Source organism: Psychromonas sp. SP041 (assembly GCF_000470315.2).
Lineage (GTDB): Bacteria > Pseudomonadota > Gammaproteobacteria > Enterobacterales > Psychromonadaceae > Psychromonas.
In genome coordinates this window covers 72,092-85,764 of the sequence record NZ_CBRF02000013.1, presented here as the reverse complement: position 1 = coordinate 85,764, position 13,673 = coordinate 72,092, and the positions used below count along the sequence as shown (strand labels likewise).

Annotated in this window: 10 protein-coding genes; 5 read left to right on the top strand and 5 right to left on the bottom strand. The window is 35.7% G+C overall.

Features of this window, described 5'->3' with window-relative positions; all coding sequences use genetic code 11:
• Positions 1-3: 3 nt before the first annotated feature.
• Positions 4-1,374 (bottom strand): replication initiation protein, encoded by a 1,371-nt coding sequence (locus SP041_RS09250; RefSeq protein ID WP_137297632.1) that lies wholly within the window; start codon positions 1,372-1,374, stop codon positions 4-6.
• Positions 1,375-1,937: 563 nt separating this feature from the next.
• Between SP041_RS09250 and SP041_RS09245 the strand changes: the two genes are divergently transcribed.
• The 4 genes from SP041_RS09245 (at position 1,938) to SP041_RS09230 (ending at position 5,265) form a co-directional block, all read left to right on the top strand.
• Positions 1,938-2,783, top strand: coding sequence for a YkgJ family cysteine cluster protein (locus tag SP041_RS09245; protein ID WP_137297631.1), 846 nt, complete (start codon positions 1,938-1,940; stop codon positions 2,781-2,783).
• Between the two features lie 139 nt (positions 2,784-2,922).
• Complete coding sequence (locus SP041_RS09240; RefSeq protein WP_137297630.1) at positions 2,923-3,294, top strand: hypothetical protein; 372 nt, start codon at positions 2,923-2,925, stop codon at positions 3,292-3,294.
• 117 nt (positions 3,295-3,411) lie between these two features.
• Entirely contained in the window at positions 3,412-4,776 is a 1,365-nt protein-coding gene (locus SP041_RS09235) for a hypothetical protein (RefSeq protein WP_137297629.1), read from the top strand.
• A gap of 15 nt (positions 4,777-4,791) precedes the next feature.
• Positions 4,792-5,265 (top strand): LytTR family transcriptional regulator DNA-binding domain-containing protein, encoded by a 474-nt coding sequence (locus SP041_RS09230; RefSeq protein ID WP_137297628.1) that lies wholly within the window; start codon positions 4,792-4,794, stop codon positions 5,263-5,265.
• Here the strand turns inward: SP041_RS09230 and SP041_RS20860 are convergent.
• Entirely contained in the window at positions 5,260-5,628 is a 369-nt protein-coding gene (locus tag SP041_RS20860) for a restriction endonuclease (RefSeq protein ID WP_170968539.1), read from the bottom strand. The genes SP041_RS09230 and SP041_RS20860 overlap by 6 nt on opposite strands.
• A 397-nt stretch (positions 5,629-6,025) precedes the next feature.
• Between SP041_RS20860 and SP041_RS09220 the strand changes: the two genes are divergently transcribed.
• Positions 6,026-6,550 (top strand): hypothetical protein, encoded by a 525-nt coding sequence (locus tag SP041_RS09220; protein ID WP_137297626.1) that lies wholly within the window; start codon positions 6,026-6,028, stop codon positions 6,548-6,550.
• A gap of 88 nt (positions 6,551-6,638) precedes the next feature.
• Here SP041_RS09220 and mfd read toward each other — a convergent pair whose 3' ends face one another.
• From mfd to SP041_RS09205, 3 genes are all read right to left on the bottom strand, one after another.
• On the bottom strand, positions 6,639-9,995 hold the full coding sequence (gene mfd / locus SP041_RS09215) for a transcription-repair coupling factor (protein ID WP_170968538.1): 3,357 nt from the start codon (positions 9,993-9,995) through the stop codon (positions 6,639-6,641).
• Positions 9,996-10,379: 384 nt separating this feature from the next.
• On the bottom strand, positions 10,380-11,633 hold the full coding sequence (locus SP041_RS09210) for a DUF6638 family protein (protein ID WP_137297624.1): 1,254 nt from the start codon (positions 11,631-11,633) through the stop codon (positions 10,380-10,382).
• Positions 11,634-11,768: 135 nt separating this feature from the next.
• Positions 11,769-13,670, bottom strand: a complete 1,902-nt coding sequence (locus SP041_RS09205) for an ATP-binding protein (RefSeq protein WP_137297623.1) — start codon at positions 13,668-13,670, stop codon at positions 11,769-11,771.
• Between the last annotated feature and the right edge of the window lie 3 nt (positions 13,671-13,673).

The window sequence follows — 13,673 nt, the reverse complement described above, 5'->3', positions numbered from 1 at the left end:
TTTTTAATTAATTAATAGTGGAGGGCTTGAATTAAACATTTCAGCATAGCTATTAAACATCATCTTTTTTTCATGCTTCATGTACGGAGATTGATTCATATTTAGATCACAATACATCCCATTCTTACTTTTATTAAAACCTAAACCAAGACGGTGACTGATACTTTTCTTATTTAAAAAGGATTTAATAGGCGCAGAAAATAAACTCCAAATTAAAGATCTATAAGAGCCTGTTACCTGATATACAGCATAAGGAACATCTTTATTGTGATGCTTCTCTTTACCGCTTAATGTAGTTAATAGACGGTCTACTTCCTGTGTTATCTGCTCTTTATAACGATAAACGGTACTTCTGTGCTTTCCACTTATTCTTGATATTTCAGAGTACGTGACTTTTTTTCCTATTTTAACCAGTGTTGCTACTGCAGCCGATATCAGTTGAATCGTATTGTTTTTAACTATTGAGTGTGTTCTTTTGGCTGAGGCAACTTGCTTTTGCTCTATTGACTCCCCGTCAGAAAACTCCATGGTTTTTTGCCTTTGATTACCGGTGTATCTAAACCATGTGAATCTGGCTACAGACTTTGCAATGCCTTCTACTTCTTTCAGGGGCATGGGAACAGAACATATGCTTTCATTGATTGCCATAGCTTCAGTCTGAAGCAACTTAAGCCAGTCGGGGTACGTTATGCTTTCTTTTGCAGACAACACTCGCTTATAGGACCAGAGACGAAGATTCTTGAACAGACTCATATTCCGTTCACCTTCTTCCGCGTATGCTATTTTTTCAGTGCACTTTAAATCGAATGACGAAGACATAAAGAGTTCTTGATTCAGCATATCCTTAAGCTCATTCAGTGAATAAACAGCATTATGGATTTCAAATCGACTCCAGTTGTCAGATAAAGGATTCCAAGAAATCACTTTGCTTCCAATAAAATTTGGATCAGCACTAGGGATAGTCGCTATCAAAGCTCTTTTAACTGCATCTAGGAATCGTTGAGGCTTATTTCGCGCATTCATCCCGGTATAGACAGGATCAATTGCATAGAATATCTGGTAGTGGCCGTTTTCGTTGCTCTTTAGTACGATGTTCGGCGCAGGGGCATCAATATGCCTATAAAACTCTGGTTGTTCATATAGGAAAGTTGAATCAATCCCACAATCAATATCGAGAACTATCCATGACGTTTTTATTGGATTATTAGCCTGGATGTATTTATAGCTTTCCTCAATATCTTTTTTACCGAAATGGCACATGTTTTTAACATTTGCCACATAAGGTCTATGAGGAAGACCATCTCTAAATCTACTGTTAAACCAAGCATTCAATGAACTCGCCTGGACAATATTACTATTAAAATCTTGCATCATTAAACGTGCTCACGATTAATAAATGCAATTGATGAAAATGAAATCATAAATGCGCTCATATTTAAAGTATAAAAACCATACAATGGTATTGCTTTCAAACAAACAGTGCGCTACGATCTCAGTTGTCTGTCTCTTTTCTTTGAAAAAAAGAGTTTTATTTTTTTTGAGGTCAAGACGAGCATTTAAATGTTGGAAGCATTTATCTGCTTTACTGTTTGTTTAAAAAGCTAGCCTTCGGGTTAGCTTTTTTGCTTTCTGGCTGTCCAGAAATTAATAAAAACGGCATGTCGACCGTTTAAAACTGACACACCTTAGAGGTTATGACTCTAAAAACCAATCTTTTATTTGAAAAAATACTTATTTTTATACTTCATTATAAAAAATAGATTATTTAAGGAATATTTTAGGTTGCATATGTTTAAATGTTGACATACCCACCTGTTTTTATACTACTAACTTATTTAAATAACTCAAGAAAGGCCGAATCGTGCTGATGCCAGCTTATTGACAATATGGACTAAAAATATAATATAAATTAATTTTATGTCTAATGTGGTTATCAAATGAAGAAATTTTCTTGTCACAGTTGCGCTGGATGCTGTCACGGGCCTATTGCGCTCACGCTAAAAGAAGCTAAATACCAGTTTTATGATGATTTTCCACTAGTGGTGGCCTTCGTCGTTTCGGATGTTAGAAATGTGCCAGTAGAAAAAGATAAGTCTAGGTACGCAAAAGGGATGAAAAAATTCACACGCGATACGATTGGCTTTTACGACAAAACAGAAGATGAACGTAAAATTGTTATTCACCCTCAAATATTGACATTGGTACCGCCTGATTCACCGTGCATTCATTTAAATGAATTAAACAGGTGTTCAATCTACAATGAGAAACCATCCGTTTGTACCCTGTACCCAGTGAGAATAGATACGCCAACTTCCTTTATTGATGAAGGGCTCAACAGGGAAAGGAACCAGGCATATGAGGGACTAGCGCACATACCTTGTAAAGGGTGGGACGAAGAGACTAACGTGATCTTTAAAAACGGTGAGCCAACTGACACAAGGGTTATTCCACTCTTGAATAAAAGGGAGGGTGAAGCCAAGGAAACAAGGGACTTATTAAAAGGTTTTTACTTTCATATCAAAAATCTAGAAGATATTAATGAAAAAATAATGCGCTATTCTGAATTGAATATTGAGACAAATCAGTTCATTCAACTACCATACGGACTTTTTGTTAAGTGGCTTATTGATAACAATAAGATACATCCAGTATCCGGCCAACGCCTTATAGATACGCAGGTTTCACTCATTAAATCTGCTGCAAATGAAAACAAGAAAAGAACAGATACTATTGGCAATACTTTTAACAGCATTTACAGAATGCATCTATCGCAAATTTCATAATAGACGCAGTGGGTTACGAACTGACTCTAATACAAAAAAGAGTATATTATATATTGACTGATGCTGTATATATTGATATATTAACAATAGTTAATAAGCAGCAGCAATTAAAAATAATAAACAAATTAATGGAGTTCTTATGAATAGTTCATCGCTAAAGAAACACGTACAGCCTGTCTTTAAAAAAACAACTAAAACAAACTACGATAATAGTCCTAGTGAAAACAATAGACGTTTTATCCATTCATATCCGCAAATAAGTGATGAAAAAGCGCTAGCTATTGCAAATGGTAAATCTGTAGAAGGTGGTCGTGTGATCGACATTAATTCATTACTTGAAGAAAATAATGAACTAGGACTCCATAACAAACAAGCTACGGAAGCAGTGTTTGTGGCTCATGAAACATGTAAGCCTGTCTTACATGCGCCTACTAAAAAAGAAGCTTTAGGCAGTGAATACCGTGGCTCTAGAATGTTCAGAAAGGGCTCAAGAAACAAACATAATTCATAATATTAGCAACATAAAGTGATTTAAAGTAGCACCTTACAACCCTTTTATTTTAATATTCCAACTTGCCAGTTAAATCATAATGTGTAATAGTTTATTAAATTTTGAAAGGGTTTTATTATGAAGTTTTTTTACGTTAAACAAATCAAAAATTCAGGAAAGCAAATTTCTGAGATTTGTTTTAAGCAATCGATGCATTCTGTAAACATCTCGACAGTAAATGATGATGAAGGATTAATGCATTCAAATCTTTATCTATCAAATGATCGCCAAATTAATGATATCGCTACCAAGATCAATGAAGACTACCCTAACTTATTTGAAGTTAGAGCATTCAACAAAGCATCTGCTACAGAAAAAGACTTAATTAGCACTAAACTTATCGGAAAGCACAATCTATACATCGATAGTTTTGAAAACTTCTTAACTCTGGATGATTTAAAAGATATTGAAACCCCTGATGAAAGCAGTAAAACGGTGATAGTTGCTAATATTGGTGGCTTTGGCAATACGCTAGAACAAAGTATTGTTTCATCTTCTGTTTTTGCAAAAACAATTCATACTATGATTGAAATGGGTTTACAGCCAAGTGCAGACACCTATGTTGATCCCTGTGACCAAGTGGCAAGCATAGTACAAAACATGGCATTCTCTCAACCATCTTCAGCCATACTGCCTATCTCTGTCTACGAATTAAATAAATATGATGTCGTATTTATTTCTGATCATGATTTTGCAAATGAAGTTAAATTAACCACTACCAATATGAACTATCAAGATATTTATGTGGAGCAGTACGGCATAAGTGCAATGGGGAAATCTGCGTTAAATCTATTAACTGTAACTGATAGCGTAGAATTGGAAATTAAACTTGTTATTAGTGAATTAGCGGAAGGAAAAAAGACCCTCTTTTTACCACAGTTCCAGGGCGGCAAAAAAGCAATGGAAAGGGCATTAGAGCTGGCCTATAAAAACTTCCCTGATTATAAAATTTTTACAGACATTAGTTATAAGATAGAAACAGATATATTATATAGCAATATTACAGAGTTGCTAAAATCAGACTTTATGTATGTTTGTGCTGCAATTAAAAACGTCGACCTCCTGATCACTGAACCAATGTTTTGCGTCGATATTTCCGATGCATTTAACGTCCCTACTATCGTTATTGACAATGTCGGCATTGAACCAAGTGAATATCGATACTACAGCTTGGTAGATGTTGTTAATGGTTTTGATATTTCACTAAGTCCAAATGCCTTAGCGGAAGAAGATCTCCTTAACTCTTCAGAGTCGATGAGAAAGCACATTAAGTCATTAACTGGCAAAAAGAATAATATATCTACCGGTTCAGTGAATAACACTAATTCTCCTGATGATGACAATATAAATCACCCAACTTTATTTAATAATAAATACGCTCCGTATTTATTGTCTGGTGGTCTTATTTCTTTATTCGGCTTGCTTTACATTTTCCTCAAGTAATAGAAGCAAGAAATAATGGTAGAAATTAATTTAAAGAAAATCCTTAAAAAGTTAAAGGCTCTTAATAAAGAGTCTTTAACTCACAAGGGTGAAGAGGCTCTTTTAAAAATTCAGCAGTATGCAGAAGAAATTCTAGAGAAGGATGTTCTATCGGTAACCGCTAAGAGTATGGATGGAAAGCAAAGTTTTACGATCAATGTTTGCGAGCCACACATGGTCAGTACCGATGGAAGAAATATAATTCTCCATATCGCAGGTAGAGAAAGATTATTGGTTACAAAGATTTCTTTAAAAAGCTTGGAAGAAAAGTGGAAGTGTTACTTTACAAGAATTTCAAGAACAAGCCTGGTAGCTAATAGTGCGATTAAATCAGTTCAACGAACAGATAGTGGTTATATCGTTGAACTGTCTACAGGAGATAATTTATACGGAACGATTAGTTTAGATATTTCAAGACGTAGTTTTTATATAATAAGAAGTAGCTTATAACATTGTCATTAGTTTTTTACCGTCAATCAATTCAATTTTCTTTCCTTTAATAAAATTATATGATTCCTTAGTGAATCCGCTGGTGGCAATTATTTTAACACCATCAGCTTTTTCGTGAAGCATAACACCAAAAAGTTCTCTCACTACTTTCACGCCAACTCTAGAATTTTTCCAGTGCTTACATTGTACAATGTATTTTTTACCACCTTTCTTTAGTAGAACATCAATTCCGCCGTCTCCGCCGCTTCCACCTATAACTTCTGCTTTATAACCTTGTGACTGAAAAATTTCCTTAGTAAGCACTTCGAACTCTCGCCAGGATAAGTGATTCAAATTATTATTTTTATTTTTAACTTTTCTCATGTTCGGGTTTCTAAGTTTGATCGACACATATTTAATAAAAATTAAATATAATATAGAGCCTGCTGAATATTTAAATAACAAGTCTTTATTATCAGCATAAAAATAATAGAAGAAATCTAATGAGTGTTTTTCAATTTTAATGATCTCAAAATCGAAAGTAATTACAGAAAGAAGTACAAACGAGAGAAGTAGATATATTGTCGAGTTTATTGCGTATTTTATGCTATTCATCAATATCTTAGGGCAAAGGACATAGCCCTATAATATAACAATTAGTAAGGGCAGTGCAACTTTGCAGGTTAATTAAAAAGTGTTATAATATGTATCATTGTAGAGGGATTTTTCCTCTCATATATTCAAAATCCTGGAGGGAGAAAAAATGTGGATAGGGCTTTTTTTGTCAACATTAATTTTAGTGTTATGTTCGAATGTTTATTCAAACGCTGCTGAAGGCAGTATTGTTATTTACAGTGAAAACCTAGGACTTTCATTTCTTGTGCTTGGTTTCTCATACGCAATATTTACGCTAAAGCATCATTCGATTGAAAAGAAAATGCTTTGGTCTTGTACTGTTGGCCACATAAGTGGAATAGATAAAATCAAAACTCTTTTCGGTAATGAGAAAATTGTCGTTAATTATGATTACACTGTTGATGATATTTGCTACACGAACAATATGTTTGATTTTACCCGCAAAGAAATAGCGCCTTCTCAAATGAAAATGAACATCCACATTAAAGACTTTGATTCTCATTCAGAGCTAAAAGGTGAAATGGTCAAGGTTTATTATAATTCAATCAAGCCATGGGAATCTGCAATCTCAAGAAAAGGCAGTATCAGTTCGCTAATAACAGTGCTTCCTTCGGTAGTGATCACAGGCAACTTCATTTATGCGGGATTACTGATTATTGGCTTCATATAATAAGGGCCCCTAAGAGCCCTTATTTTGGTATCGATATTTACTTGGCATTGATATTTACTTGGTATTAATGCCAATGAAGGCCCCAGAACTAAGCCGTCACCATCTCAATAAACCCCAAAACAAACCTAAAACGTTCATCACGCCCATTCGTTTTGGACTTAAACATAAGCTTGTTTTTGCCATCGCTAGTGTAGCCCGGGTTACTTTCCACCAGCTTTTCTAACTTGTCTCGAGATAAAGCGGTATCTTCACGAAGTATTATCACACCTTCACTATTAGACATTGATAGTTTCTTAATGCCTATTTTTTTGAAGTAGCACCTTACTTTACTTACATCGATGATATTTTTCGTTGTTTCTGGCATTTCGCCAAATCTGTCTATAATCTCATCTTGTATCGCAATCAACTCGGAAACTTGCGTCACAGAGGCGAACCGCTTATACATCGATAGTCTAGCTTGCTCATTTTCAATGTAATTGTCATCGATAAGAGATGATATGTTCAGGTCAATCTTTACATCACTTGCACTATCATAAAGCTCATTAATCTCTTCGCCATGCTCAATCATATCAAGCGCTTTGTTTAACAACCTCATATAGAGCGCGAATCCGATGCTTTGGATGTGGCCACTTTGGTCTTCGCCTAACAATTCACCAGCACCACGAATTTCAAGATCATGTGAAGCTAGTACGAATCCATCGCCTAGTTTTGTGGCTGTTTCGAGTGCTTTTAATCTTTTTGTTGCACTATCAGAAACGGCTGGCTTGTGCATTAGGTAAGCATAAGCTTGTCGGGTTGATCTGCCTACACGGCCTCGAAGTTGGTGTAGTTGTGATACACCGAACCTGTCTGCATCTTCAATTATAATTGTGTTGGCATTTTTAACATCTATACCGGTCTCAATAATAGTCGTACAAACTAAGACATCAAAGTCATGGCGGTAGAACTTGGCCATGATCTTCTCCATCTGGTCGTCTTTCATTCTACCATGAGCGAACTCAACTTTTTTATCAGGAAACATTTCCTGTATTTCGCTTGCTCGTTGGGCAATAGTTTTAACAGAGTTATGAAGGATAAATACCTGCCCATCCCTCATTAGCTCACGATATACGGCTTCTTGAGTTGTTTTTTCACTTTCTTTGGAGACAATTGTTCTTATTGATAAACGTTTAGCCGGTGGTGTTGCGATAATAGAAATATCTCTTACACCGTAAAGCGACATACTTAATGTACGCGGGATAGGAGTTGCTGTGAGTGTTAAAGTATCAAGTTTAATACTCATTTCTCTTAACTTTTTCTTATCATTAACACCGAATCGATGCTCTTCATCAATAACAACTAGGCCAATGTTATCGAATTGAATGTCTTTTTGTACTAATCGTTGCGTACCAATTACAATTTTAGTTTGCCCAGAGGCAATTCGCTTTACAGCTTCCTTTTCTGCTTTAGCGGTAGAGTAAATAGATAGGCAGTCGATTTCAAAATCAAAAGAACTCATTCTTTCTTTAAAATTTTCATAATGTTGATTAGCCAGCAGTGTGGTTGGCACCATTATAGCTACTTGGTATCCTTGACTTGCAGCTATAAAGGCAGCCCTCATAGCTACTTCAGTTTTACCAAATCCAACATCCCCAACAATGGTTCTATTCATTGGGTGTGGAGACGTCATATCAGTGATGATATCGTCAACTGCTTTTCTTTGATCTCTTGTTTCAGTAAAAGGAAACTCTTTACATAATTTATGATACTCAAAACCGGGCTTCTTGAACTGCACTCCATAGATAAGTTTTTGAGAGTGTTTGAATTCAATTAATGATTTGGCAGTAGTTTTTATATTTTCTACCGCTTTTTCTAGACCTTTTTTCCACTTTGGCGTACCAGATTTATCTAGCGGAATGTTTTCTGTGCTCATGCCGCCGTATCTTGAAACCATGTCTAGTTCGTCCATAGGGACAAAGATAGAAGCGCTTTCTGCATATTTAATGCGCATGTATTCTCGATTAACACCTTGAACAGGCATCGCAACTAAACCATCGTAACGTCCAACACCTGACTTGATATGCACGAGTGGGTCGCCAATTTTTAAGCTTTTAAGGTCTTGTATTTGGTTATAGCTTATTGCGTCATCTTCCTCTTCTTTTTTTGCAAAAATAGCTTGCCCAAAGAGTTCTTTTTCTGTCACTAGTACTATTTTGTTTTTCAATAAAGTAAAGCCAGAGTCTATGTCGCCATACACAAGAGTGACTTTTTCTTTAGAGTCGATAGCTTCTTTCCAGGTCTTGCAATGAGAGATGCTACCGAATGACATTTCAGAGATGATTTCTAACTGATTTTCTCTTATTTGAGAGGATAAGCAAAAGACTATCTTATTGAGCGAGCCTAGCTTTTCTGTCAGCATTGAGACGGTTTGAGAGATGGTCTCTTGACGCCCAATACCATTGGGCACAGCTAAAAGTTTTTTGCCACCTTCTTTTAATGTAATGACTTTAGCTGCAGCGGCCACATTTTCTTCGAAATCAGATTCTGTTAACCATAGTTGTTCAGGTCGCACGAGATTTCTAGAGGGGTCACCTGAGAGGTCTTCATATCGATGATTAATATAATTTATTGAGTTCTTAAGGCTTTTCGTTAAGTCGCCGGTCTTAATAATGACTGAGTCTTGTGGCATGTAATCAAATACACTTTCCACTTCGCCAAATAGGGGAAGAAAGTATTCAATCCCAAGTGGCAGCTCGCCAGAGAGGACGGACTCGTAATAGTAGTTACCTAAAGCCTTTTTAAATGTTCGTCTAAACTTAAGACGAAAGTGATCTCTAGAATCATCATTTACAGGCATTTCATGGGCAGGTAATACAGTAACTGTGTCGAAGTGGTTATCACTTGATAATTGGGTGCTCAGGAAAATAGAATCTATTCTCTTTACACAATCGTTTTCTAGCCTTACACGAACGGGGTGCTTGCTTCCCATTGGGTAAATATCAACAATACTATTTCTAATAGAAAATTGCCCAAAGTCAGAAAGCTCTCTAGGATCTTCTTTGTAGCCAAGATAATTAAGGCGTTCTCTGATAATCTCGGTAGAGGTTGTGTCTCCAACAGAAATTATAAACTGATTCGCCCAGTGTGCTTTAGATGATGTCTTTCTCAGCACATTAGATAAAGAAGCAATAACAAGCAAAGGTTTATCGACATTAGATAATTTATGAAATGCGAGTGCTCTCTCGGAGATAAGTTCTGAATGAGGGGATTCATTATCGTAGGGCAATGTTTCTGTATCAGGAATAAGAACAACTCTTTCCTGAGAAAAGTCAGAAAAGAATATGATTTCTTTATAAATATTATCAGCATGTGCATTAGAATCACAAATGATGAGGGTTGTTTTGTTCTGCTCAGAAAATATTTCTGATATAGCTAATCCTAGACTTGAGCCGTGAAAGCCTTCCATGTTCAAAACATTACCTTTTGTGTAACTTTTTTCATCTAAAGTTTTAATCTTCATATTTATATTGGCCACATGATTCGGCGCAAGTACCTGTAATATATCAACAATAAATAGCTTAGTCAAATAGCCGCATGGCTAGTTCAAGCGCATAAAAAAATCTCCTAAAAATAGAAGATTTATACATTTACTTAACATTTACTTGTTCTTTGCAACTAACATTAAAACCAATGCAGCTCAATTTTTCATTACTTTAAAAAACATGCAAGGATGATGCTTTACTAGTGTGAACAAGGCCCGTACTTAGCAATAAATAACACTCTTTTAACATAGTCTAAGGCTTAAGTATCGTCAAGTAATGGAACAATAATGCTAATAAGCTTAAATGACTTAGATAGCCCTGGTTATCAAATCCTCAACAAAGTTCTTTTTTTTGTCTGACCAATCATTATGGCTGGCAAAAAACATATCTCTATTGCTTATGAAGTTGCTTTCATATTTAAAGGGCGTGTAATTAGAAATAAGGTGGTTAACAATATCCTGATTTCCGGTCGTACTAGAATGTGAAGATGATTTCAAAAAGTAAAACAATATTTCCTCTTCAATCGTCTCTAATTCTTCCCCTCGTTTAATTCTTTTGCTTAAGTCACTCAATACGTGAAATAGTTCGCCAAGATCATCGTAATGGTCAAGAATATGTCTTTTTATTTCTGATTCACTAAATTGGTCATTTAAATAGGTTAAAGAATCGTCAATGCTAATCATATGCTCGATAACAATTCGCTTGATGTACTCATCAATCTCACCGACTGAGTTATTTACTTTTATGACACTTAGTTCATCAATCATATTCTCCTCAACAAGAAGTGAGTAAATAGCTGATACATTATTTAAACTATGAAAAACGACATTGTTTTTTAAAATAAACTCACTGTTGCTGGTCTTTAATTCATCAAGAACGTCATCAGTGCCAAGTACAATAATTTCTGCCTCTTTTTTAAGGACATAAACGCCTCCCAGGTGCTTAGTGTGAAAAAACTTCTTTTCATAATGAAGTACTGAAGGTTGAAGAGAGTTTTTTCTAATGTCACCAATCTTATCGACTACATTGATAACCTCACTCAGAAAATAATCATCAAGCCAACTTTCATCGTCCAATTCATTCAAATTGGTGAGCATTGATTTTAAGGCTAGCTCTGACCCTATTAGGCCACGGCTAGTTTCAAGCTTAACCTCAATCTTAGTCGCGTAAACAAGATCATCAAGGTTTTTTATTCGATAGGTGTTATTTTCAAGTTCGCCATAAATAGAGTCAATGGCTGTCATTGATAGGATTTGTTTGTAGTTATCTGTAATGAATTGCTTAACAAAATGTACCGTTGAGCTAAAATATGATTGTGCGATAGGCAATTTTACTTGTTCAACACTTACGATAATAAATCTTTTGTTCGCACCATTGGTATTTAGATAATCAATATCTCCACATTCTTCTGCTATTTCAGGAGAATATCCTGAGCAGTCAATATGAAAGCTTGTTAAATTGGTTTCAATACGGCATGAGGCTTTTAGTGCTCGATTATATCTATCTACTAAGTGGGTCGAATTAATTTTCATTAATCCATGCAGTTTAAGTTGTTGTCTCATCTGAACTCTCTCTATTATAGTCAATATAATATAACTAAATAAAGTCAATTTGTCAAAAGGATAGGGGCAAATGAAAAAATGAAAAAAAGGAGCAAAAGCTCCTTTATGTTTTCGTCAGTTGTCGTCTAACAAATATTAGCTTACAGCTACTTTCTTAAGTGCTTCTTTTTGGACCATTAAACTATCATAAGCTTTTTGTACTTCCACGTTCTCAGACTTAGCAACATAACGGAATTCAGAGTCAGCAAAACGATTGATTTCTTGAATAACCATACCAACCGTCACTTCCTCTCGTAAAGACTTAATCATTTCAAGCTTTTCATCATAAGTTTTATGAAGAAACAGTGAAGCATCTTCAAACCACTCACAAGGCATGTCAAAATCCATAGAGCGAACTTTGATAGAGTCGGTAATGTTCTTTACTGAACGGCCAGAAAATTTGTCACCCTCAATCGCTTTAGAAATGTTGTAAATGTAAGTACCAATCTTCTTCATGTCCGTTAAAGCACCAACTTCCAACACCGTCGCCTCATAAACAGCAAGTAGCTTAGGCTCATGTGGCAATGCATGACTCTCATATCCCTTCTTAACCGCGACAGAAATATCTTGGGTTGCATACAACTCAACATCTCCTTTAGCAACCTTATGATTTTCACCAAGAAGTAATGCAAAAATATCAGTGTAGTCCTCAACCGTCTGAGGCCCATCAATACTGAAACGCGCTACCGCTCTCTGACGTAATGCATCATCAATCATTTCAGGGAAATTTGAAAACATACCAAAAGTACAGTTGCCTCGGATGATCGTATTCGCACCCGCAAAACCTTCCATTAACGCCGCAGTTACTTCTTTTTGGCCTGAGCTAGATTGCTTATCACCACGTTTACCCGCAATTTGGTCGATATCATCAATTGTGCCAAAACCTATCGTTTTAGGGTTCATTACGTTTTTAATAAATGAAGCGGCATTATGACCCGATCGAGACTGATAATCGCTTAATTGTTCAGGACCAAAGTTTTCATAGTAAAAATCATAACCAGCAATATCACAATATTTCTTCATTAAACCACACATCATCTTAATGACTGTCGTCTTACCCGTACCAGGCTTACCATCTCCTAAAAAGGTAAAGACATGACCGCCAAGTTCTGCAAATGGGTTTTTTTGTTTTTCAAAGTCATAACAAAGTATCATTTTAGAAAGACGCATTGCCTGGTGTTTAGCTATCGCATTACCAATCACTTCTTTAGGATCAACAAAATCCATTACAAGCTCTTTAACAATCCCTAAAGCATTGCGCTCAAAGCCTGTTACTTCAAATGAACACTTCTTAACTTCATAAGTCACGCCACTTGTAAATGTCTCAGCACCTTCAAGAGAACCACTCAACATCTCAATATTATCAAGAATTTGCTCAGAAAAACTAAGTACTAAAGCAATAGCATCTTTGTCATTCGTAACGCCATTTTTCAAACCTTCATTTAAACGGTATAAGAAAGTAGACATCGCCGCCATAGGTGTTGTAAAAGACACCTTAGTCGAATGGTCAAATGTCATTGTACCTTTGTCTTGTGATGACAATGCATGCTCTAAGTAACTAGACAGCACATGTGTGAAAATAACTGACTCAGTTTTAGTCAGGCTCGCTATACGGGCTTTCTCTAAATCAGTAACTAAAGATGCGTTCGTCTTTAACTTTTGTTTAAGATCTGACATTTCATGTTCTGCAAACTTCTCAGAAATAACCGATGCAATCGAGATTCCGCGATGTAGTGCTAAAATGATCTCATGCTGAATACGACTAGCAACAGGTGATGATTTATCAATATCTTTAATTGTATTGATAATACTAAACTGCTTGGCTGGATCAGAACCGCCTAAGTGTGAAACCGAACTCGTAAAACCTCTTTGTGATGGAGGTAAGTGATCATCTTCATGACGAGTGATCTTCGCTTTACAGCTATCAAGAGAATTAAATACATTCTGACTATTTTTACTTATTTCACTCTCTTTAATTACTAAACCTATCTTATTCATTAT

Excerpts from the sequence above, each read along its gene's own strand:
- SP041_RS09235 (WP_137297629.1), top strand. The coding sequence starts at position 3,412 with ATGAAGTTTTTTTACGTTAAACAAATCAAAAATTCAGGAAAGCAAATT.
- SP041_RS09210 (WP_137297624.1), bottom strand. The coding sequence starts at position 11,633 with ATGAGACAACAACTTAAACTGCATGGATTAATGAAAATTAATTCGACC.
- SP041_RS09245 (WP_137297631.1), top strand. The coding sequence starts at position 1,938 with ATGAAGAAATTTTCTTGTCACAGTTGCGCTGGATGCTGTCACGGGCCT.
- SP041_RS09230 (WP_137297628.1), top strand. The coding sequence starts at position 4,792 with ATGGTAGAAATTAATTTAAAGAAAATCCTTAAAAAGTTAAAGGCTCTT.
- SP041_RS09250 (WP_137297632.1), bottom strand. The coding sequence starts at position 1,374 with ATGATGCAAGATTTTAATAGTAATATTGTCCAGGCGAGTTCATTGAAT.
- SP041_RS20860 (WP_170968539.1), bottom strand. The coding sequence starts at position 5,628 with ATGAGAAAAGTTAAAAATAAAAATAATAATTTGAATCACTTATCCTGG.
- mfd (WP_170968538.1), bottom strand. The coding sequence starts at position 9,995 with ATGGAAGGCTTTCACGGCTCAAGTCTAGGATTAGCTATATCAGAAATA.
- SP041_RS09205 (WP_137297623.1), bottom strand. The coding sequence starts at position 13,670 with ATGAATAAGATAGGTTTAGTAATTAAAGAGAGTGAAATAAGTAAAAAT.
- SP041_RS09240 (WP_137297630.1), top strand. The coding sequence starts at position 2,923 with ATGAATAGTTCATCGCTAAAGAAACACGTACAGCCTGTCTTTAAAAAA.